The sequence below is a fragment of the Streptomyces sp. NPDC047841 genome (genome assembly GCF_040704085.1).
GTDB classification, from domain to species: Bacteria; Actinomycetota; Actinomycetes; order Streptomycetales; family Streptomycetaceae; genus Streptomyces; species Streptomyces argyrophylli.
Window position 1 is genome coordinate 179633 of the sequence record NZ_JBEYRP010000010.1, and the last position, 20766, is coordinate 200398.

Here is a 20766-nt window from a genome sequence, read left to right on the forward strand (position 1 = left end):
GACGGGCGCCCTGCACGGCGCCGCGCGTCAGGAGGCGGACGCGCTCGGGTCCGGGCTCGCCGGGGAGCCGGCGGCGGCGACCTTCAGTTCGACCGTGAGCGTGGCGCCGCCCGTGGTGGTGATGCGGAGCAGGAACGTGCCGGCGGTGTCGTCGGCGTACAGCTTCGGCAGGGTGAGCAGGCCCTTGGCGTCGGTCAGGAGGCCGGTGAGGGTGCGTACGGGCTTGCCGTCGGCGTCCTTGAAGTAGGGGCCCTTGTCGTTCTCCGTGGCGTCGTCCGCCGACGTGACCAGCGTGGCGGTGGCCGCGATCTTGTCCGCGACGGCGCCCTTGTACGTCGCCTTCACCTGGACCTGGTCGGCGAACTCGCCGCCCGGCGTGCAGCTCAGCGGGGTGTCGTCGGTGCGGGCCAGGGCGTCGGCGGCGCGCGCGGTGACGGTCGCCGCGAAGTCGACGCCCTTGACGGAACGGCCCACGACGGCGGCGGTGACCTTGAAGTCACCGGTCTTCTCGCCGGCCTGGAGCGCCGGCGCGAGCGCGATGCCCTTGGCGTCGGTGGCGACCGTGGCCACGGTCTCGCCGCCGGCGAAGGTGGCGTCCGTGTCACCGGTGATGGTGAACCGGATCCTGATCTTGGCGACGGACTTGGCGCCCTTGGTCTCGGCACGGACGCTGACCGGCTCGGCGAAGGCGTCACCGGCCATGGCGCTGAGCTTTCCGGTGCCCACGCCCACCAGGTGGTCCACCAGATCGGTGGGCGTCTGCGGGTCCGTCGGCGGAGCGGGCGGTGTCGGCGGGGCCGGCGGGGCCGGCGGGGTGGGCGGAGCGGGCGGCGTCGGCGACCCGGGGTCGGGGCTCCCGCTCCCGCCGTGGTCGCTGCCGCCGTGGTCGCTGCCGCCGTCGCCGCCGGGCTTGTGGGGCTTCGTGTCCGGCTTGGTCCTCGGCGGGTCCGAGGGCTTCGGGGAGTGCGTACCACCGGAGTTGTCGTCGCTGCGGTGCTCGGGGATGCCGCCGGTGCCGTCGGGGACGGAGTGGCTGCCCTTGCGGTAGTACTCCAGCCAGTTCAGGACCAGGCCGAGGTAGTCCTGCGAGTTGTTGTAGCTGAGGATCGCGCTGTGCAGGCCGCTCTCGGTCGACATGTCCCAGTCGTTGCGGCACAGGTAGTGGCCCGCGGCGAGCGCGGCGTCGTAGACGTTGTTGGGGTCCTTCTTGCCGTCCCCGTTGCCGTCGCGGCCCGCCCAGGCCCAGGTGGACGGGATGAACTGCATGGGCCCGACGGCCTGGTCGTAGGCGCTGTTGCCGTCGTACGCGCCGCCGTCGGTGTCCGGGATGAGCGCGAAGCCGTTGCCGTCGAGCTGCGGGCCCAGGATCCGGCCCACGGTGGTGCCGTCGGCGTCGACCCGGCCGCCGCGGGCGTGCCCGGACTCCACCTTGCCGATGGCGGCGAGCAGTTGCCAGGGAAGGTTGCAGCCGGGCTTGGCGGAGCGCAGTTCCGCCTCGGCCTTCTTGTAGGCGTCGAGGACCGTCGCCGGGATGCCCGCCTCGGCCGCGCCGCGGGACACGGGGGTGCCGGCGCTCGACGAGGGACTGGGGTTGGGGCTCTTCAGGGGCGGCAGGTCCGTGTAGTACGGCGAGTTGCCGGTGGCGTCGCCGACTGCGGCCCCGTCCGTGGCGGGGGCGCTGGCCCCGGCCGCCGTCTGTCTGCCCTCGTCCTCGTGAGCCACTCCCGGAGCCTGGGACGCGGAGAGAGCCGCGACCGCCGCCGCGGCCACGGCGGTGGTCGCCGCTCCCTTGCGCAGCCGCCTGCCGAAATGCGCCGCCATAGAGTGAACCCCTCCCCTTGGACGCCCGTGCGTCCGTCTCCTTCTGTCTGCCTCGCTCTGGTCTGACGGTTGACCCGGTGCTGTGGTTGCGCCTGTTCCGCCCTTCCCTCCGTGCGACGGGTGTACGGCCGTGCGCCCGCACGGCGACGCAGGTGACCCTACGACAAGTTGCTTGGAACCTGCACCGGTTCACGCCCGGATTTCACCGGTTGGCCAACTGTCGTTGCCCGCCCCGCCCCGGGCGGCGGTCACGCATACTGGGCTGACCTGATCACCGGCGCCTGGTTCCGGGGCGCCGACCGCTCCAGGGGGCTCCGGTGCCGTTCACGCTCAGTCACGCGGCGGCCGTGCTGCCCGCGATCCGCCGGGACGGCAGCGGCCGTGGCCCACTGGTGCCGGCGGTGCTCGTCGCCGGCTCCTTCGCGCCCGACATGCCCTACTACGCGGCCGGTGTGCTGCCGGGCGGCATGCAGTTCGGCGCGGTCACGCACGCGTTCGCAGGCGTCCTCACCGTCGACGTGCTCATCGCCTGGGCCCTGGCGGGGCTGTGGCTGCTGGTGCGGGAGCCGCTGCCCGCGCTGCTGCCACGGGCCCGGCAGGGCCGGCCGGCCGCCCTGCTGCGCTGCGGTGCCCCCCGCGCGCGGGTACGGGCCGGGTCGACGGGGTGGTGGTACGCCTCCGCGGTGCTCGGCGCGCTCACCCATGTGGTGTGGGACGCGTTCACGCATCACGACCGGTGGGGCACACGGCTGGTTCCGGCCATCGGGCGGGACCGTCCGGCGGGCGTGCCGCTGTTCACGTGGCTCCAGTACGGCTCGTCGGCGGCGGCTGCCGTGGTGATCACCGTGTTCGTGGTACGCGCGCTGCGGCGGGCGCCGGACGGGGTGCCGGCGGGGGTGCCGGTGCTGTCCGTGCGGGACCGGTGCCGGGCGCTCACGCTGATCGGCGGCTGCGCGCTGGCCGGGGCGGTGCAGCGCTCGGCGGGATGGTGGGAGCGACGGGGTACGGCCGCGGGACCGTGGGAGCTGGTGCCCACCCTGTGCTTCGGGGTGGGCGCCGGGCTGGTCGTGGGGTTGCTGCTGTACGCCGTCGGCGTCAGGGTCTGGCGTCCGGCCGACGGTCCCGGGGGTCCAGGGGGTCCCGGTGAGGTGGTCGGTGCGGGCCGGGGGCGGCCGGTCGCTCGGTGACGGAGGCGACGAAGACCGTGAGCGTCGGCCGGGGGCGTGATCTCGGGATCAGGGTGAGGACCAGGGCGGCATAGCCGCGGGCCAGGTAGGCCCACTGACGCCAGTCGGTGGTGCGGGCCGCGCGGCCGGCGATCCTGCGCCGGAGGTCCTTGGGGACGTTGCGGACGGTCGTGGCCAGGTCGGCCGGGATGCGGGCGGTGCTTGCGTCGGCCGCGAGGGCCGGCACCGGCGCGGCGGGCACGGCCTGCGTCGAGGCGGTGTCCGCCCAGACCCCGGCTGATGCCTCGGGCGTCCGGCGGTGAAGCATGCGTATACCCATGCCCGCAGTGTTGCGGCTGCGGAGGGTGGGAGGCGTTCTGGCGGGGTCCGTTCGGGTTGTGACGAACCCCTCTGGGGGATCGGCCGGGTGTTCGAGCCCGGGTGGGTCGGTGAGGGCGGGGGCGAGGCGGCCGGGACGGTGGGGGTGGCGCCGTCGGGGCGCGTGGTGGGGGGCGCCGGGCTGCGCGGTGAGGGGCCGCTGCGTTGTGGGTGGCCGCCAGGCTGCGTTGTGGGGGCCGCTGGACTGCCTCGCGGGGGCGGCAACGCCGGGGCGCGATGTGGGGCCGCCGGACTGCCTCGTGGACGCGACGCCGGCCGCGACGTGGGGACCGCCGAGGCTGCCTCGTGGAAGCGGCAACGCAGGGCCGCATCGTGGAGGCAGCCGGACTGCCTCGCAGGGGCGGCAACGCCGAGCCGCGACGTGGGGGCGGCGACGCCGGGCCGCGTAGAGGAGGGACCGCCGGCCGCGTATAGGTCGCTGAGCCGCGTCGTGGGGGCGCCGCCGGGCCACGTGGAGGGGAGACCGCCAGGCCGCATAGAGGGGACGCCGCCGAGCCGCGTCGAGGGGGGTGATCGCCGTCGTGGCGGAGCTGTCGGGTCGGTCTTGGCCGCGACGCCCGCCTCGCTTCGGTCACCCCCCACGCGCCGTCGGCTAGTGGGCCGCCGACTCCCAGTCCGGGCCGACGCCCACGGAGACGTCCAGCGGAGCCCTGAGCTGGACGGCGCCCGCCATCTCACGGCGGACGATCTCCTCCGCCGCCGCCCGCTCGCCGGGGGCGATCTCCAGCACGATCTCGTCGTGGACCTGGAGGAGCATGCGGGACCTGAGGTCCGCCTCCCTCAGCGCGTTGTCCACCTTGAGCATGGCGATCTTCACGATGTCCGCCGCCGTGCCCTGGATCGGCGCGTTGAGGGCCATCCGCTCGGCCGCCTCGCGGCGCTGGCGGTTGTCGCTGTTGAGGTCGGGGAGGTAGCGGCGGCGGCCGAAGAGCGTGGCCGTGTAGCCGGTCGCCCGGGCCTCGTCGACCGCCCGGCGCAGATAGTCCCGCACGCCCCCGAAGCGCTCGAAGTACGCGTCCATCAGGGCGCGGGCCTCGGCCGCCTCGATGTTCAGCTGCTGGGAGAGGCCGAACGCGGACAGGCCGTAGGCCAGGCCGTACGACATCGCCTTGATCTTGCGGCGCATCTCCGCGTCGACCGCGCCCGGCTCGACGCCGAACACCTGGGAGGCGGCCGTGGTGTGCAGGTCCTCACCGGAGGTGAACGCCTGGATCAGGCCCGCGTCCTCGGAGAGGTGGGCCATGACGCGCAGCTCGATCTGGCTGTAGTCGGCGGTCATCAGGGACTCGAAGCCCTCGCCGACCACGAAGCCCCGGCGGATCGCCCGGCCCTCGTCCGTGCGGACGGGGATGTTCTGGAGGTTGGGGTCGGTGGAGGAGAGACGCCCGGTCGCGGCCACCGTCTGGTTGAACGTGGTGTGGATGCGGCCGTCACCCGCGATGGTCTTGATCAGGCCCTCGACGGTGACCCGCAGCTTGGCCTGCTCGCGGTGCCGGAGCATGATCACGGGCAGTTCGTTGTCGGTCTGGCCGGCGAGCCAGGCCAGGGCGTCGGCGTCCGTGGTGTAGCCGGTCTTGGTCTTCTTCGTCTTGGGCAGCGCCAGCTCGCCGAAGAGGACCTCCTGGAGCTGTTTGGGCGAGCCCAGGTTGAACTCGTGGCCGGCGGCCGCGTGCGCCTCCTTCACGGCCTGCTGCACGGCGCCCGCGAACATCTGCTCCATCGCCTCGAGGTGCGGCCGGTCCGCCGCGATGCCGTGGCGCTCCATGCGGGCGAGCAGCGCGGAGGTGGGCAGCTCCATGTCGCGGAGCAGGTCGGCGGCGCCGACCTCCTCCAGGCGGTCCTCGAAGGCCGTGCCGAGGTCCAGGACGGCGCGGGCCTGGACCATCAGGGCCTCGGCCTCGGCGCTCTCGTCCGCGCCGAAGGCGAGCTGGCCGTCGGCCGCCGCGGCGGGGGCCAGCTCGCGGTGCAGGTACTCCAGCGACAGCGCGTCCAGGTCGAAGGAGCGGCGGCCGGGCTTGACCAGGTAGGCGGCGAGCGCGGTGTCCATGCGCACGCCCTCGACGCTCCAGCCGTGCTCGGCGAAGACGCGCATGGCGCCCTTGGCGTTGTGGAACACCTTGGGGCGGGCCGCGTCGGCCAGCCAGGCGGCGAAGGCGTTCTCGTCGGCCTCGTCCAGCTCCGACGGGTCGAACCAGGCCGCCGCTCCCCCGGCCGCGGCCAAGGCGACCTCGGCGACCGAGCCGGCGCCCAGCGCCCAGGTGTCGACGGTGGCGACGCCCAGGAGCCCGGCGCCGTGCTCGGCGAGCCAGGGGGCCAGCTCGCCGGTGCGCAGGATCGCACCGTCGATCTCGACGCCGTCGGCGACGACCGGGGCGGCCTCGGCCTCCTCCGTGCCGGGGTCGACGGCGAAGAGCCGCTCGCGCAGCGACGGGTTGCGGATCTCCAGGGTGTCCAGGACCATCGCGACGGCCTTGCGGTCGTACGGGGCCCGCTCCAGGTCGGCGACCGTCTTCTCCAGCTCGACCTGGCGTTCCAGCTCGGTGAGCAGGCGGTTGAGCTTGACGGACTCCAGGTGGTCGCGGAGGTTCTGCCCGGCCTTGCCCTTGACCTCCTCGACGCGCTCGACGAGCTCGGCGAAGGAGCCGAACTGGTTGATCCACTTCGCGGCGGTCTTCTCGCCGACGCCGGGGATGCCGGGGAGGTTGTCGGACGGGTCGCCGCGCAGTGCCGCGAAGTCCGGGTACTGGGCGGGCGTCAATCCGTACTTCTCGAAAACCTTCTCCGGAGTGAACCGGGTCAGCTCCGAGACGCCCTTGGTCGGGTAGAGCACGGTGGTGTTCTCGGTGACCAGCTGGAAGGAGTCGCGGTCGCCGGTGACGATCAGCACCTCGAAGCCCTCGGCCTCGGCCTGGGTGGCGAGGGTGGCGATGATGTCGTCCGCCTCGTAGCCCTCGACGGCGAAGCGGTGCGCGTGCATCGCGTCGAGCAGCTCGCCGATCAGCTCGACCTGGCCCTTGAACTCGTCCGGGGTCTTGGAGCGGTTCGCCTTGTACTCGGTGAACCGCTCGGAGCGCCAGGTCTTGCGGGAGACGTCGAAGGCCACCGCGAAGTGCGTGGGCGCCTCGTCACGCAGGGTGTTGGCCAGCATCGACGCGAAACCGTAGATCGCGTTCGTCGGCTGGCCGGTCGCGGTCGTGAAGTTCTCCGCGGGCAGCGCGAAGAACGCGCGGTAGGCCAGCGAGTGCCCGTCCATGAGCATCAGCCGGGGACGTGAGCCGCCGGGGGTCTTGTCGGTCTGCTTCGATGCTGTCTCTGCCACGTCCCCGATCCTGCCACGACCCACTGACAGCGCGGGCCGCCCGGTTCCCGCGGGCCACAGCCGGTCGCCTCCCGGTCGCTCACGGCGACGAGGACCGCGCGCAGACGAACGCGACGGGGCGTGCGAGCAGACGGGCGCGGTGGGGGGGCGGGTCAGCGAGCGGGCGCGTCGGGGCTCGCCGGGGCAGGCGCGAGCGGGCGCAGCGGGGCGGGAGCAAGGGCGCGCGGCGGGGCCGAGTGAGGGCGCGCGGCGGGGCAGACGCAAGCGGGTGCCGTCGCCCCGCGCAAACGACGCCGTAGAGCCGGCGCGAGCGGGTGCCGTGGAGCCCGCGCAGGAGCGCACCTCGACTCGTGCAACGGGCGCTGCGACGCGAACCGATGCCGTACGACCCGGCCAACGGGAGCCGCCAGCCCACGCGAACACCCCGTGGAACCGCCGCCAGCCAACGCCACAGGACCCGCGCACACCCCCCGCAGAGCCCGCCCGAGCCAACGCGGCACCGCCCGTGCAAGAGCGCACCTCGGCCTGCGCGGAAAACGCCGTAGGCCCCCCGCAAGCGATGCCGCCGCCTCCCGTCCGGTCCGTCCGGTCCGTCCGGCGGCGTTGTCGGCGGGGCGTGGGAGGATCGTCGGCGTACTTGTCACGCGCAGTCGAAGGGGAGCGTGCGATGGCGACGAAGCCGCCCAAGGGTGATCCGGTCCAGGACGCGCCGCAGGTCGCGGAGCCCCGGCACGCGGCGGCGGGGCTGCCGGCCATCGGGCACACGCTGCGCATCGCCCAGCAGCAGATGGGCGTGAAGCGCACCGCGCTGACGCTGCTGCGCGTGAACCAGAAGGACGGCTTCGACTGCCCGGGCTGCGCCTGGCCGGAGCCGGACCACCGGCACACGGCGGAGTTCTGCGAGAACGGCGCGAAAGCGGTGGCCGAGGAGGCCACCCTGCGCCGGGTCACGCCCGAGTTCTTCGCCGCGCACTCCGTGGCGGACCTGTCCGGCCGCAGCGGCTACTGGCTGGGCCAGCAGGGCCGGCTCACGCACCCCATGTACCTCCCCGAGGGCGGCACGCACTACGAGCCGGTCTCCTGGGAGCGGGCCTTCGACATCGTCGCCGAGGAGATCGCCGCCCTCGGCTCCCCGGACGAGGCCGTCTTCTACACCTCGGGCCGCACCAGCAACGAGGCCGCGTTCCTGTACCAGCTCTTCGCGCGCGAGCTGGGCACGAACAACCTGCCGGACTGCTCGAACATGTGCCACGAGTCGTCCGGGTCGGCGCTCGCCGAGACCATCGGGATCGGCAAGGGCAGCGTCCTGCTGGAGGACCTGTACAAGGCCGACCTGATCATCGTCGCGGGCCAGAACCCGGGCACGAACCACCCGCGGATGCTGTCGGCGCTGGAGAAGGCCAAGGCGAACGGCGCGAAGGTCATCAGCGTCAACCCGCTGCCCGAGGCGGGCCTGGAGCGCTTCAAGAACCCCCAGACCCCGCAGGGCCTGATCAGGGGCGCCGCCCTCACCGACCTGTTCCTGCAGATCCGCATCGGCGGTGACCAGGCCCTCTTCCGGCTGCTCAACAAGCTGATCCTGGAGACCGAGGGCGCGGTCGACGAGGAGTTCGTCCGCGAGCACACCCACGGCTTCGAGGAGTTCGCGCGGGCCGCGCGGGCCGCCGACTGGGAGGAGACGCTGACCGCGACCGGCCTCACGCGCGCGGAGATCGAGCGGGCCCTCGGCATGGTCCTCGCCTCGCGGCGGACCATCGTCTGCTGGGCCATGGGCCTCACCCAGCACAAGCACTCCGTCGCGACCATCCGCGAGGTGGTCAACTTCCTGCTGCTGCGCGGCGACATCGGCCGCCCGGGGGCGGGCGTGTGCCCGGTGCGCGGGCACAGCAACGTGCAGGGCGACCGCACCATGGGCATCTTCGAACGGCCCGCGCCGGCGTTCCTGGACGCCCTGGAGAAGGAGTTCGGGTTCGCGCCGCCGCGCGCGCACGGCTTCGACGTCGTACGGGCCATCCGCGCGCTGCGCGACGGCGAGGCGAAGGTCTTCTTCGCCATGGGCGGCAACTTCGTCTCCGCCTCGCCCGACACGGAGGTCACCGAGGCCGCGATGCGCCGCGCGCGGCTGACCGTGCACGTGTCGACGAAGCTGAACCGCTCGCACGTGGTCACGGGCGCGCGGGCGCTGATCCTGCCCACGCTGGGCCGGACCGAACGCGACGTCCGGGACGGCGGCGAGCAGTTCGTGACGGTCGAGGACTCCATGGGCATGGTGCACGCCTCGCGCGGGCGTCTGCGGCCCGCGAGCCCGCACCTGCGCTCCGAGCCGGCCATCGTCTGCGGTCTCGCGCGCCGGGTGCTCGGCGAGCGAAGCGTCGTGCCGTGGGAGGAGTTCGCCAAGGACTACGCGACCGTCCGTGACCGCATCGCGCGCGTGATCCCCGGCTTCGAGGACTTCAACGCGCGCGTGTCCCGGCCCGGCGGCTTCGCGCTGCCGCACGCCCCGCGCGACGAGCGGCGCTTCCCGACCGCCACGGGCAAGGCGAACTTCACGGCGGCGCCGGTGGAGTACCCGGCGCTGCCCGAGGGCCGGCTGCTGCTGCAGACCCTGCGCTCGCACGACCAGTACAACACCACGATCTACGGCCTGGACGACCGGTACCGGGGCATCACGGGCGGGCGCCGGGTGGTGCTGGTGCACCCCGAGGACGCCCGGTCGCTCGGGGTCGCCGAGGGGTCGTACGTCGATCTGGTGAGCGAGTGGCGGGACGGGGTGGAGCGGCGGGCGCCCGGTTTCCGGGTCGTGCTGTATCCGACGGCCCGGGGGTGCGCGGCCGCGTACTACCCCGAGACGAACGTGCTGGTGCCGTTGGACGCCACCGCCGACACCAGCAACACCCCGGCCAGCAAGTCCGTCGTCGTACGGCTGGAGGAGCACACCGGTACCGCCGGGAGCCGTCTGGAACAATCGGCGACCGACTGAGCGTTTGCTCAGTGAGCAGAAGGTGGACGACGAACGGAGCCGGCCCATGGGCGAGCAGCAGCACGTGAAGTTCCCGCAGGAGGTCCTCGACGAGTACACGGCGCTCGGCGTGGACCTGCCCGCCCTGTTCTCGGCCGGGCATCTGGGCACGCGGATGGGCGTGCAGATCCTGGAGGCCTCGGCGGACAAGGTCGTCGGGACCATGCCGGTGGAGGGCAACACCCAGCCGTACGGCCTGCTGCACGGCGGCGCCTCCGCGGTGCTGGCGGAGACCCTGGGCTCGGTCGGCTCCATGCTGCACGGCGGTGTCTCGAAGATCGCGGTCGGGGTGGACCTGAACTGCACGCACCACCGCGGGGTCCGCTCCGGCCTGGTGACGGGCGTGGCCACGCCGGTGCACCGGGGCCGGTCGACGGCGACGTACGAGATCGTGATCAGCGACGAGGAGGGCCGCCGCGTCTGCACCGCCCGGCTGACCTGCCTGCTGCGCGACGTCCGGCCGGGCGACGCGGCGCCCGCCGAACCCACCGCGAGCTGAGCCGGGTTGCTCCTCTCCGGCCCCCGCCGGACCGTTGCCCCTCGCCCTCCCTCCCTCTAGCTTCGGGACATGGGACGGCGAGGAGGCCCCCGGCCGGGGGTGGTGGGGTTCCTGGTGTTCGGGCTGGCACTGCCGGCGCTGCTGTGCACGACGGGCTGCACGGGACCGGACGGCTCCGCTCCCTCCCCCACCCCGGCCACGGCCACGGATTCGGCCACGGATTCGGCCACGGCACGGCCGGCCTCGGACGCCGACCTGTGCACCAGGCTCGTCACCTACTGGGCCCGCAGGATGCTCGCCGACGACACCTACGGCGACTACCAGTCGATGGGCCTGTCCCACGGGCAGTACCAGATCCTCGTGGACGTCGTGACGGCGGGACGCTCCGCGCGGCAGCATCAAGGCACGGACGCCGCAGAGCGTTTGATGAACCGTCAGGCCCGCGCGGCCTGTACCGCGCGCTACCGCCACGGGACCCCGAGCGGAGGCCCCTGGACATGAGCGGTATCGGCCCGCCGGAGCCCGGCGAGGGCACGCGCGCGTGGGACGGCCGCCGGCCGCGGAACTCCCGTCCGCCCGGCCGGACACGCGCCGCCCTGACCGCCTGGTACGCCCGCCGGCGGCGGATCGTCGTCGCCCTCGCCGCCGCGGCCGTCGCCCTGGCGGGCGGCGGTTATCTGTACGCCACCAGGCCGCATCGGCCACCCCCGCGCGAGGACCGCGCGCACGCCCAAGTCCCCTACCCCGCGCAGGTGGTGGACATGACCTACCTGGACGCCCGGACCACTCCCGCGGGCGCCCCGCCGCGCAGTTTCAGCTTCGCCGTACTGCTGAGCGTGGCCTCGGGGCCGCCGGTCACCTTGGTCCGGGTGAGCCAGCCGTACGCGGGGCTGTCCCTGGATACGGAGCCACCTGCTCCGTTTCGGACGAAGTCCGGTTCCGCCCGCAAGGTCGCGATCACGATGCACGTCACGGAATGCGAGAAAGTCCCCAAGAACGCCGGACTTCCTTTCCTGGACGTAACTCTGCGTAATACGCGCGCAATACAGGCACAGAGCTTCATCCTGGGCCCCCGTTACGCACAGGACCTCTCACACGCCCTGCACGTAGCCTGCGGCAACAAAATTAGGTAATCACCAAAACGGCTGAGACGCCTGGATCGATCAAGGCGGGTCCTGCGGGTTCTCACAATGCGGACGGTGCGAATCCACCTGAATTCCACCTTCCACCCCACCGCGTACCGCTCTGCATTACGTCGTGTCATAACAAGAGCGTCACAGCCTCGGTCAGACACTCCTCCACGTTCCCCACACACGCTTAGAGTCACGGCCAGTCACCGCGCCTTCGGATTGTCCAATTCAGCGCGGCGCGCGACTCGGCCGCTTCCACGGGGAGGCGGTTGTGCCTGGGGAAAGGACTGATCGTGCGTCAACGTTCGCTTATCGCCATCACCGCCGCGCTGGCGGCGGGAGCGCTCACCCTCACCGCCTGCGGCTCGCGCGACAGCGGCGACAAGGGATCCGACTCCGGCAACGGCGGCAGCACCGTCGTCATCGGCGTCGACGCCCCCCTGACCGGCGACCTGTCCGCCATGGGCCTCGGTATCAAGAACTCCGCGGACCTCGCCGTCCGCAACGCCAACAAGCAGAAGCTCGTCAAGGGCGTCACCTTCAAGATCGAATCCCTCGACGACCAGGCGCAGCCGTCCGCCGGCCAGCAGAACGCCTCGAAGTTCGTCTCCGAGCAGGACGTCCTCGGCGTCGTCGGCCCCCTGAACTCCTCGGTCGCCGAGTCGATGCAGAAGGTCTTCGACGACGCCAAGCTCGTCCAGGTCTCCCCCGCCAACACCGGCCCCGCCCTGACCCAGGGCCCGGACTGGCAGAACAAGAAGGTCCGCCCCTACAAGGCGTACTTCCGCACCGCGACCACGGACGCCATCCAGGGCCCGTTCGCCGCCCAGTACGTCTTCAACACCGCCAAGAAGAAGAAGGTCTTCGTCATCGACGACAAGAAGACCTACGGCTCCGGCCTCGCCGCCACCTTCACCACGGAGTTCAAGAAGCTCGGCGGCAAGGTGGTCGGCACCGAGCACATCAACCCCGACGCCAAGGACTTCTCCGCGATCGCCACCAAGGTGAAGAACTCCGGCGCCGAAGTCGTCTACTACGGCGGCGAGTACCCGCAGGCCGGCCCGCTCAGCAAGCAGATCAAGGCCGCCGGCGCCAAGATCCCGCTGGTCGGCGGTGACGGCATCAAGGACGACACCTTCATGAAGCTGGCGGGCTCCGAGGCCACCGGCGACCTCGCCACCTCCGTCGGCGCCCCGGTCGAGGACCTGCCCTCCGCCAAGCAGTTCGTCGCCGACTACAAGGACGCCGGCTACAAGGAGGAGTACTCGGCGTACGGCGGCTACGCCTACGACTCCGCCTGGGCGATCATCGAGGCCGTGAAGAAGGTCGTCGACGCCAACGGCGGCAAGCTGCCCTCCGACGCCCGCGCCAAGGTCACCGAGGCCATGCAGGGCGTGGCCTTCGACGGCGTGACCGGCAAGGTCTCCTTCGACGAGTACGGTGACGCCACCAACAAGCAGCTCACCGTGTACGCCGTGAAGAACGGTGCCTGGGCCCCCGTCAAGTCCGGTACCTACACCGGCTGATCCCGCCCGAACCCCCCACGAGCCGCGCGGGGCGCTGTTCCACTGGCGCCCCGCGCGGACTCGCATCCGGCCACATCCCTCGCACTTTCCGAACGCTCGGAGGACATGCGGTGAACGAACTGCCGCAGCAGCTGGTCAACGGCCTGCTACTAGGATCCATGTACGGGCTGGTCGCCATCGGCTACACAATGGTCTACGGCATCGTCCAGCTCATCAACTTCGCCCACGGCGAGATATTCATGACGGGAGCGTTCGGCGCTCTCACCGTCTGGCTCTGGCTCCCCGGCGGCACCACCATGTGGATCGCACTGCCGCTCATGATCATCGGCGCCGTCCTCGTCGCCGTCGCCATCGCCGTCGGAGCGGAACGATTCGCCTACCGGCCACTCCGCAACGCCCCGCGTCTCGCCCCCCTGATCACCGCCATCGGCCTCTCCCTGGCACTCCAGCAGGCCGTATGGGCCTGGTACCCCGAGGCGAAGTCCGCGCGCACCTTCCCGCAGATCTCCGGCGGCCCCTTCGACATCGGCAGCGTCACCATCCAGACCGGCGACATCTTCCTCGTCGTCGCCGCCCCGATCAGCATGGCCGTCCTCGCCTACTTCGTGATGAAGACCCGCACCGGCCGCGGCATGCAGGCCACCGCGCAGGACCCGGACACCGCCAAGCTGATGGGCGTCAACACCGACCGCATCATCGTCATCGCCTTCGCGCTCGGCGCCGCCTTCGCCGCCGTCGGAGCCGTCGCCTACGGCCTGAAGTACGGCGAGATCAACTTCCGGATGGGCTTCATCCTCGGCCTGAAGGCCTTCACCGCGGCCGTCCTCGGCGGCATCGGCAACATCTACGGCGCCATGATCGGCGGCGTGGTCCTCGGCGTCGCCGAAACCCTGGCCACCGCCTACATCGCCGACATCCCCGGCATGGACAAGTTCGGCAGCCAGTCCTGGGCCGACGTCTGGGCCTTCGTACTCCTCATCCTCGTACTGCTGTTCAGGCCACAGGGCCTGCTCGGCGAGCGCGTCGCGGACAGGGCGTGAGACCGATGACCACACAGACCACCGCACCCGACACACCCAGCGCCCGCAAGACCGACGCCCCGGCCGGTCTGCTCCCCCTGCCCGAGAAGGCCGCCCGCGCCCTCGCCCTCGGCGGCAGCGCGCTGACGATCGTCTCCACCTTCTGCGCCTGGACCTGGACCGCCGACTTCCCCGGCGACCTCACCGTCTACGGCTACCCGGGCGGCCTCCAGGTCCTCGTCCTCATCGGCGCCCTCCTCGCCACCCTCTACGCCCTCGCCTCCTACGGCGTCCGCGGCCTGGCATGGCTGGCCCCCGCCGGCCCCGACGCCGCCCTGCGGTTCGCCACCCTCGCCACCTTCGCCACCAGCTGGTACACGGTCCTCGCGATCAGCACCGAGCTCGGCGGACTCGTCAACCTCGAACCCGGCGGCTTCCTCGTCGCCCTCGGCAGCCTCGCCGCCTTCGCCGGCGCCCTCGCCCTGCCCTTCCAGCGACCCGAACCCGAACCGATCGACCCCGACGACACCGGCTGGGAGAAGTTCAAGCACGGCGCCGCCCACACGTGGGAGACCACCAAGGCGGTCTTCGCCGCCGGCACCCCCCGGCCCGTCCCCACCCTGCCCTCGTACGCCGAGATCCTCGTCATCGTCGCGATGCTCACCCTCGGCCTCGTCGTCTTCACCTACGGCATCGGCACCGAGTACGACGAACTGTTCATCGGCTTCCTGATCACCGCGGGCTTCGGCTTCGCCGCCCTCAACAAGGCCGGCCTCATCGCCCACGCCTCGCAGATCGCCTCCCGGCACACCAACATCACCACCTGCGGCGCCTTCGTCGCAGCCGCGCTGTTCCCCTTCACCCAGACCAACGACCAGTACGCCACCCTCGGCGTCTACATCCTCATCTTCGCCACCGTCGCCCTCGGCCTGAACATCGTCGTCGGCCTCGCCGGCCTCCTCGACCTCGGATACGTCGCCTTCCTCGGCGTCGGCGCCTACGCCGCGGCCCTGGTCTCCGGCTCCCCCAGCTCACCCTTCGACGTGCACTTCCCGTTCTGGGCCGCCGTACTCGTCGGCGCCGCCGCCTCCCTCGTCTTCGGCGTGCTCATCGGCGCCCCGACCCTCCGGCTGCGCGGCGACTACCTCGCCATCGTCACCCTCGGCTTCGGTGAGATCTTCCGCATCACCGCCAACAACCTCGACGGCACCTCAGGACCCGACCTCACCAACGGCTCCAACGGCATCTCCTCCATCCCCAACCTCGACGTCCTCGGCTTCGACTTCGGCGCCCAGCACGACATGGCCGGCTTCACCATCGGCCGCTTCGCCAACTACTTCTTCCTGATGCTCATCATCACCGCCGTCGTGGTCCTGGTCTTCCGCCGCAGCGGCAACTCCCGCATCGGACGCGCCTGGGTCGCCATCCGCGAGGACGAGACGGCCGCCCTCGCCATGGGCATCAACGGCTTCCGCGTCAAGCTCATCGCCTTCGCCGTCGGCGCCTCCCTCGCCGGACTCGCCGGCACCGTCCAGGCCCACGTCACCTACACCGTGACCCCCGAGCAATACCTGTTCGCCGGCCCCATCCCGCCCAACTCCGCCTTCCTGCTCGCCGCGGTCGTCCTCGGCGGCATGGGCACCATCAGCGGCCCCCTGATCGGCGCCGCCCTGCTCTTCCTCATCCCCAACAAACTCCAGTTCCTCGGCAACTACCAGCTCTTCGCCTTCGGCGTCGCACTCATCCTGCTGATGCGGTTCCGCCCCGAGGGCCTCATCCCCAACCGGCGCCGCCAGCTCGAATTCCACGAAGAGGCGGAAGCACCCACCCTCCTGACGAAGGCGGGGGCCTGACCACCATGACCACCGACACCACCACCAAGGACACCACCCCCGGCGCCCCCACGCCCGGCGAGACCGTCCTCGACGCCCGCGGCGTCACCATGCGCTTCGGCGGCCTCACCGCCGTACGCGGCGTCGACCTCACCGTCGGCGCCGGCGAGATCGTCGGCCTCATCGGCCCCAACGGCGCAGGCAAAACCACCTTCTTCAACTGCCTCACCGGCCTGTACGTCCCCACCGAGGGCGAAGTCCGCTACAAAGGCAACGTCCTGCCGCCCAAATCCTTCAAGGTCACCGCGGCCGGCATCGCCCGCACCTTCCAGAACATCCGCCTGTTCGCCAACATGACGGTCCTGGAGAACGTGCTCGTCGGCCGGCACACCCGCACCAAAGAAGGCTTCTGGTCCGCCGTACTGCGCGGCCCCGGCTTCCACAAGGCCGAAAAGGCATCCAAGGACCGGGCCATGGAACTGCTCCGGTTCGTCGGCCTCGACCACAAGGCCGACCACCTCGCCCGCAACCTCCCCTACGGCGAACAGCGCAAACTCGAGATCGCCCGCGCCCTCGCCAGCGAACCCGGACTGCTCCTCCTCGACGAACCCACCGCCGGCATGAACCCGCAGGAGACCCGGACCACCGAGGAACTCGTCTTCGCCATCCGCGACATGGGCATCGCCGTCCTCGTCATCGAGCACGACATGCGCTTCATCTTCAACCTCTGCGACCGCGTCGCCGTACTCGTCCAGGGCGAGAAGCTCATCGAAGGCGACAGCGCCACCGTCCAGGGCGACGAACGCGTCGTCGCGGCCTACCTCGGCGAACCCTTCGAGGACGCACCCGGCGCCGACGAAGTGGCCGAGGTCGAAGCCGCCGAAGCACACGCCGAGGCACACGCCGGAACCACGGACGAGGCCACCGGCGCACGCGCCGACACCACGACCGACGCCGCGCCCGGCAAGGAGAACGACCGATGACCGCACTGCTCGAAGTCGAGGACCTCAGGGTCGCCTACGGCAAGATCGAAGCCGTCAAGGGCATCTCCTTCAAGGTCGAAGCCGGTCAGGTCGTCACCCTCATCGGCACCAACGGCGCCGGCAAGACCACCACCCTGCGCACCCTCTCCGGACTGCTCAAGCCCGTCGGCGGACAGATCAAGTTCAACGGCAGGTCACTGAAGAAGGTCCCCGCCCACCAGGTGGTCTCCCTCGGCCTCGCCCACTCCCCCGAGGGCCGGCACATCTTCCCCCGCATGAGCATCGAGGACAACCTCCGCCTCGGCGCCTTCCTGCGCAACGACAAACCCGGCATCGAGAAGGACATCCAGCGCGCCTACGACCTCTTCCCCATCCTCGGGGAGCGGCGCAAGCAGGCCGCGGGCACCCTCTCCGGCGGTGAACAGCAGATGCTCGCCATGGGCAGGGCACTGATGTCCCAGCCCAAGCTGCTGATGCTGGACGAGCCGTCCATGGGCCTGTCGCCGATCATGATGCAGAAGATCATGGCGACCATCGCCGAGCTGAAGGCCCAGGGCACGACCATCCTGCTCGTCGAACAGAACGCCCAGGCCGCGCTCTCCCTCGCCGACCAGGGACACGTCATGGAGGTCGGCAACATCGTCCTGTCCGGCACAGGACAGGACCTCCTGCACGACGAATCCGTCCGCAAGGCCTACCTCGGCGAGGACTGACCGCTCGGACACGGCGAAGGCCCGCGCCCCCTTCTCCGGGGCGCGGGCCTTCGCCGTACGAGACGGGCTCAGTCCTTCTTGGACGCCTTCTTCTCCTCGCTGTCCGCGATGACCGCCTCCGCGACCTGCTGCATCGACATACGGCGGTCCATGGACGTCTTCTGGATCCAGCGGAACGCGGCCGGCTCGGTCAGCCCGTACTCCGTCTGGAGGATGGACTTCGCGCGGTCCACCAGCTTGCGGGTCTCCAGCCGCTGGGTGAGGTCGGCGACCTCCTTCTCCAGCTGCTTCAGCTCGGTGAACCGGGAGACGGCCATCTCGATCGCCGGGACGACGTCGCTCTTGCTGAACGGCTTGACCAGGTAGGCCATGGCACCGGCGTCCCGGGCGCGCTCGACGAGGTCGCGCTGCGAGAAGGCGGTGAGCATCAGGACCGGCGCGATGGACTCACCGGCGATCTTCTCGGCCGCGGAGATGCCGTCCAGCTTGGGCATCTTCACGTCCAGGATGACCAGGTCCGGCTTGTGCTCGCGGGCCAGCTCGACGGCCTGCTCACCGTCCCCGGCCTCGCCGACGACGGTGTACCCCTCCTGCTCCAGCATCTCTTTGAGGTCGAGCCGGATCAGGGCCTCGTCCTCGGCGATGACGACACGGGTCGTCAGCGGAGGCACGTGCGACTTGTCGTCGTCGGGCACGTCTACGGGCTGGGGCGACTCGGGGGCGGTCACTGAGGCTCCTCGGTACGGGGCAGGCCGGTACTGCTGACAAGAGCCTACCTAGCTACGGTATGGTGGACTGGCAGCGGGTCGGCATAATCTTCGATTCGCAGGAGCTCCGGTAGTCCAATCGGCAGAGACGATACCCTCAAAAGGTATTCAGTGTGGGTTCGAGTCCCACCCGGGGCACTTTTCCTTCGATTCTGAGGCTGACAAGGCAAGCGGAGGATCACGTTCGCGTGGTCTTCCGCTTTTTACTGCGTGGCGCCGTGATCACTCTCGCATGGTGTCCGCATGTACGACATCAGCACACGCGAGCGAGCGGTGGCGCTGGCAGCGCAAGGGCGAAGTCTCAGCTCCGTCAGCCGGGAGACGGGGATATCCCGATACGCGATCCGCTCCTGGCAGGCACGCATCGAGCCGGTCCAACGCGTGGGCAAGCCCTGCCCTCGCTGCCGGGAGGTCCCCGGTCCTCCTGAGAACCCCGCTGCCTACGCCTACCTTCTCGGCCTCTACCTCGGCGACGGCTGCATCAACGCTCACCGCAGAGGCGTCTACACCATGCGGGTGGTGCTGGACAATGCCTGGCCAGGCATCATCGACGCGTGCGAGGCGGCACTCCGCGCCGTGCGCCCGGACAACAGCGTCTTCCGTGTGCGGAAACAAGGCTGTGCAGCGGTCACCAGCACCAGCAAGCACTGGCCCTGCCTCTTCCCCCAGCACGGCCCCGGCAAGAAGCACGAGCGCCCCATCGTCCTGGAACCCTGGCAGCGGGCCATCGTCGACGCCTGCCCGTGGGAGTTCATCCGGGGCCTCATCCATTCCGACGGCTGCCGCATCACCAACTGGACGACCCGGCTCGTCGGCGGTGAGCGCAAGCGGTACGAGTATCCGCGCTACTTCTTCACCAACACCTCGGTCGACATCGTCCGCCTCTTCACCGACACCCTCGACGAAGTCGGTGTCGAGTGGAAGACGCTCAACCAGAGCCGCGCGGCGGTGACCGTCTCCATAGCGCGCAAGGCCTCCGTCACCCTCATGGACACCCACGTCGGCCCCAAGCACTGAACAGGCCCCCCGAGAGGCGCCCGGTCGTCACTTCGGGCTGTCGTCCTCGCCGATGTGGTGGACGCGGACCATGTTGGTGGAGCCGGAGACGCCGGGCGGGGAGCCGGCCGTGATGACCACGACGTCACCCTTCTGGCAGCGGCCGTACTTCAGGAGCAGTTCGTCCACCTGATCGACCATCGCGTCGGTGGAGTCCACGTGCGGACCGAGGAAGGTCTCCGCGCCCCAGGTGAGGCTGAGCTGGGAGCGGGTGGCCGGCTCCGGGGTGAAGGCCAGGAGGGGGATCGGGGAGCGGTAGCGGGAGAGGCGGCGGGCGGTGTCCCCGGACTGGGTGAACGCGACGAGGAACTTCGCGCCGAGGAAGTCGCCCATTTCGGCGGCGGCCCGGGCGACGGCGCCGCCCTGGGTGCGCGGTTTGTTCCGCTCGGTGAGCGGCGGCAGGCCCGCCGCCAGCATGTCCTCCTCGGCCGCCTCGACGATCTTCGCCATGGTGCGTACGGTCTCGACGGGGTATTTGCCGACGCTGGTCTCGCCGGAGAGCATGACCGCGTCCGTGCCGTCGAGGACGGCGTTGGCGACGTCGGAGGCCTCGGCGCGGGTGGGCCGGGAGTTCTCGATCATCGAGTCGAGCATCTGGGTGGCGACGATCACCGGTTTGGCGTTGCGTTTGGCGAGCTTGATGGCGCGCTTCTGGACGATCGGCACCTGTTCCAGCGGCATCTCCACGCCGAGGTCGCCGCGTGCGACCATCAGCCCGTCGAAGGCGGCCACGATGCCGTCGAGGTCGGCCACGGCCTGCGGCTTCTCGATCTTGGCGATCACGGGGAGGCGGCGGCCCTCGTCGGCCATGATCCGGTGCACGTCCACGACGTCGTCGCCGTTGCGGACGAAGGAGAGGGCGATGACGTCGAAGCCGGTGCGCAGCGCCCAGCGCAGGTCGTCCTCGTCCTTCTTGGAGAGGGCGGGGACGGAGACGGCCACGCCGGGGAGGTTCAGGCCCTTGTGGTCGGAGATGACGCCGCCCTCGACCACGCGGGTGTGTACGCGGGGGCCGTCGACGTCGGTGACCTCCAGGGAGACCTTGCCGTCGTCCACGAGGATGCGTTCGCCGGGGGTGACGTCGGTGGCGAGGCCGGCGTGGGTGGTGCCGCAGCGGTGGCGGTCGCCGTCGGCGCCTTCTTCCACGGTGATGGTGAAGGTGTCGCCGCGTTCAAGGAGTACGGGTCCTTCGGTGAAGCGGCCGAGCCGGATCTTCGGGCCCTGAAGGTCGGCGAGGATTCCGACGCTGCGGCCGGTCTCGTCGGCCGCCTTTCGCACGCGCTGGTACCGCTCCTCGTGTTCGGCGTGGGTGCCGTGGCTGAGGTTGAACCGGGCGACGTCCATTCCGGCCTCGACCAGTGCCTTGATCTGGTCGTACGAGTCGGTGGCGGGCCCCAGGGTGCAAACGATTTTTGCTCGGCGCATGGGTCGAGCCTATGGCTTACCGGCGGGTAGGGAATTGGCGCCGTATGACTACTCAACGGACTTTCGGCGAAGGGTTATTGACAAGTGTTGAA

16 protein-coding genes and 1 tRNA gene are annotated in these 20766 nt (G+C 70.9%); 12 read left to right on the forward strand and 5 right to left on the reverse strand.

Going from position 1 to position 20766, the window contains the following annotated elements:
• Positions 1 to 27: 27 nt before the first annotated feature.
• A complete protein-coding gene (locus AB0947_RS18365; RefSeq protein WP_366751357.1) occupies positions 28 to 1821 on the reverse strand; it encodes a lytic transglycosylase domain-containing protein in 1794 nt (597 codons plus the stop codon).
• Positions 1822 to 2138: 317 nt separating this feature from the next.
• On the opposite strand from AB0947_RS18365, the gene AB0947_RS18370 reads away from it, so the two are divergent.
• A complete protein-coding gene (locus AB0947_RS18370) occupies positions 2139 to 3008 on the forward strand; it encodes a DUF4184 family protein (protein WP_366751358.1) in 870 nt (289 codons plus the stop codon).
• Here AB0947_RS18370 and AB0947_RS18375 read toward each other — a convergent pair.
• On the reverse strand, positions 2917 to 3327 hold the full coding sequence (locus AB0947_RS18375; RefSeq protein WP_366751359.1) for a hypothetical protein: 411 nt from the start codon (positions 3325 to 3327) through the stop codon (positions 2917 to 2919). The genes AB0947_RS18370 and AB0947_RS18375 overlap by 92 nt on opposite strands.
• Positions 3328 to 3978: 651 nt before the next feature.
• On the reverse strand, positions 3979 to 6705 hold the full coding sequence (gene polA, locus AB0947_RS18380; protein WP_366751360.1) for a DNA polymerase I: 2727 nt from the start codon (positions 6703 to 6705) through the stop codon (positions 3979 to 3981).
• Positions 6706 to 7372: 667 nt separating this feature from the next.
• Here polA and AB0947_RS18385 point away from each other — a divergent pair.
• The 9 genes from AB0947_RS18385 (at position 7373) to AB0947_RS18425 (ending at position 17426) form a co-directional block, all read left to right on the forward strand.
• Complete coding sequence (locus AB0947_RS18385) at positions 7373 to 9685, forward strand: FdhF/YdeP family oxidoreductase (RefSeq protein ID WP_366751361.1); 2313 nt, start codon at positions 7373 to 7375, stop codon at positions 9683 to 9685.
• 46 nt (positions 9686 to 9731) lie between these two features.
• Positions 9732 to 10223 (forward strand): hotdog fold thioesterase, encoded by a 492-nt coding sequence (locus AB0947_RS18390; protein WP_366751362.1) that lies wholly within the window; start codon positions 9732 to 9734, stop codon positions 10221 to 10223.
• A 69-nt stretch (positions 10224 to 10292) separates the two neighbouring features.
• Positions 10293 to 10724, forward strand: coding sequence for a hypothetical protein (locus AB0947_RS18395; RefSeq protein WP_366751363.1), 432 nt, complete (start codon positions 10293 to 10295; stop codon positions 10722 to 10724).
• Positions 10721 to 11356, forward strand: coding sequence for a Tat pathway signal sequence domain protein (locus tag AB0947_RS18400; protein ID WP_366751364.1), 636 nt, complete (start codon positions 10721 to 10723; stop codon positions 11354 to 11356). Before AB0947_RS18395 ends, AB0947_RS18400 begins: the two co-directional genes overlap by 4 nt.
• 290 nt (positions 11357 to 11646) lie before the next feature.
• A complete protein-coding gene (locus AB0947_RS18405) occupies positions 11647 to 12879 on the forward strand; it encodes a branched-chain amino acid ABC transporter substrate-binding protein (RefSeq protein ID WP_366751365.1) in 1233 nt (410 codons plus the stop codon).
• Between the two features lie 110 nt (positions 12880 to 12989).
• Complete coding sequence (locus tag AB0947_RS18410) at positions 12990 to 13919, forward strand: branched-chain amino acid ABC transporter permease (RefSeq protein WP_366751366.1); 930 nt, start codon at positions 12990 to 12992, stop codon at positions 13917 to 13919.
• 5 nt (positions 13920 to 13924) lie between these two features.
• A complete protein-coding gene (locus AB0947_RS18415) occupies positions 13925 to 15751 on the forward strand; it encodes a branched-chain amino acid ABC transporter permease (RefSeq protein ID WP_366751367.1) in 1827 nt (608 codons plus the stop codon).
• Positions 15752 to 15756: 5 nt separating this feature from the next.
• Positions 15757 to 16713 carry an ABC transporter ATP-binding protein gene (locus AB0947_RS18420; protein WP_366751368.1) on the forward strand — a complete coding sequence of 319 codons (957 nt, stop codon included), beginning with the start codon at positions 15757 to 15759 and terminating at the stop codon, positions 16711 to 16713.
• Complete coding sequence (locus AB0947_RS18425) at positions 16710 to 17426, forward strand: ABC transporter ATP-binding protein (RefSeq protein ID WP_366751369.1); 717 nt, start codon at positions 16710 to 16712, stop codon at positions 17424 to 17426. The genes AB0947_RS18420 and AB0947_RS18425 overlap by 4 nt, the downstream gene beginning before the upstream one ends.
• Before the next feature lie 68 nt (positions 17427 to 17494).
• Here AB0947_RS18425 and AB0947_RS18430 read toward each other — a convergent pair whose 3' ends face one another.
• Positions 17495 to 18154, reverse strand: a complete 660-nt coding sequence (locus AB0947_RS18430; protein ID WP_366751370.1) for a response regulator — start codon at positions 18152 to 18154, stop codon at positions 17495 to 17497.
• A 103-nt stretch (positions 18155 to 18257) separates the two neighbouring features.
• Here AB0947_RS18430 and AB0947_RS18435 point away from each other — a divergent pair.
• A tRNA-Leu gene (locus tag AB0947_RS18435) sits at positions 18258 to 18331 on the forward strand.
• Between the two features lie 105 nt (positions 18332 to 18436).
• Positions 18437 to 19210 carry a helix-turn-helix domain-containing protein gene (locus AB0947_RS18440; protein WP_366751371.1) on the forward strand — a complete coding sequence of 258 codons (774 nt, stop codon included), beginning with the start codon at positions 18437 to 18439 and terminating at the stop codon, positions 19208 to 19210.
• A 27-nt stretch (positions 19211 to 19237) separates the two neighbouring features.
• On the opposite strand, the gene pyk is transcribed toward AB0947_RS18440, so the two are convergent.
• Positions 19238 to 20674, reverse strand: coding sequence for a pyruvate kinase (pyk, locus tag AB0947_RS18445; protein ID WP_366751372.1), 1437 nt, complete (start codon positions 20672 to 20674; stop codon positions 19238 to 19240).
• Positions 20675 to 20766 lie beyond the last annotated feature (92 nt).

What these genes read in the sequence shown, in the direction of transcription:
- AB0947_RS18365 (WP_366751357.1), bottom strand. Translation starts at nt 1,821, where the DNA reads ATGGCGGCGCATTTCGGCAGGCGGCTGCGCAAGGGAGCGGCGACCACC.
- AB0947_RS18375 (WP_366751359.1), bottom strand. Translation starts at nt 3,327, where the DNA reads ATGGGTATACGCATGCTTCACCGCCGGACGCCCGAGGCATCAGCCGGG.
- AB0947_RS18385 (WP_366751361.1), top strand. Translation starts at nt 7,373, where the DNA reads ATGGCGACGAAGCCGCCCAAGGGTGATCCGGTCCAGGACGCGCCGCAG.
- AB0947_RS18390 (WP_366751362.1), top strand. Translation starts at nt 9,732, where the DNA reads ATGGGCGAGCAGCAGCACGTGAAGTTCCCGCAGGAGGTCCTCGACGAG.
- AB0947_RS18395 (WP_366751363.1), top strand. Translation starts at nt 10,293, where the DNA reads ATGGGACGGCGAGGAGGCCCCCGGCCGGGGGTGGTGGGGTTCCTGGTG.
- AB0947_RS18400 (WP_366751364.1), top strand. Translation starts at nt 10,721, where the DNA reads ATGAGCGGTATCGGCCCGCCGGAGCCCGGCGAGGGCACGCGCGCGTGG.
- AB0947_RS18415 (WP_366751367.1), top strand. Translation starts at nt 13,925, where the DNA reads ATGACCACACAGACCACCGCACCCGACACACCCAGCGCCCGCAAGACC.
- AB0947_RS18420 (WP_366751368.1), top strand. Translation starts at nt 15,757, where the DNA reads ATGACCACCGACACCACCACCAAGGACACCACCCCCGGCGCCCCCACG.
- AB0947_RS18425 (WP_366751369.1), top strand. Translation starts at nt 16,710, where the DNA reads ATGACCGCACTGCTCGAAGTCGAGGACCTCAGGGTCGCCTACGGCAAG.
- AB0947_RS18440 (WP_366751371.1), top strand. Translation starts at nt 18,437, where the DNA reads ATGTACGACATCAGCACACGCGAGCGAGCGGTGGCGCTGGCAGCGCAA.
- pyk (WP_366751372.1), bottom strand. Translation starts at nt 20,674, where the DNA reads ATGCGCCGAGCAAAAATCGTTTGCACCCTGGGGCCCGCCACCGACTCG.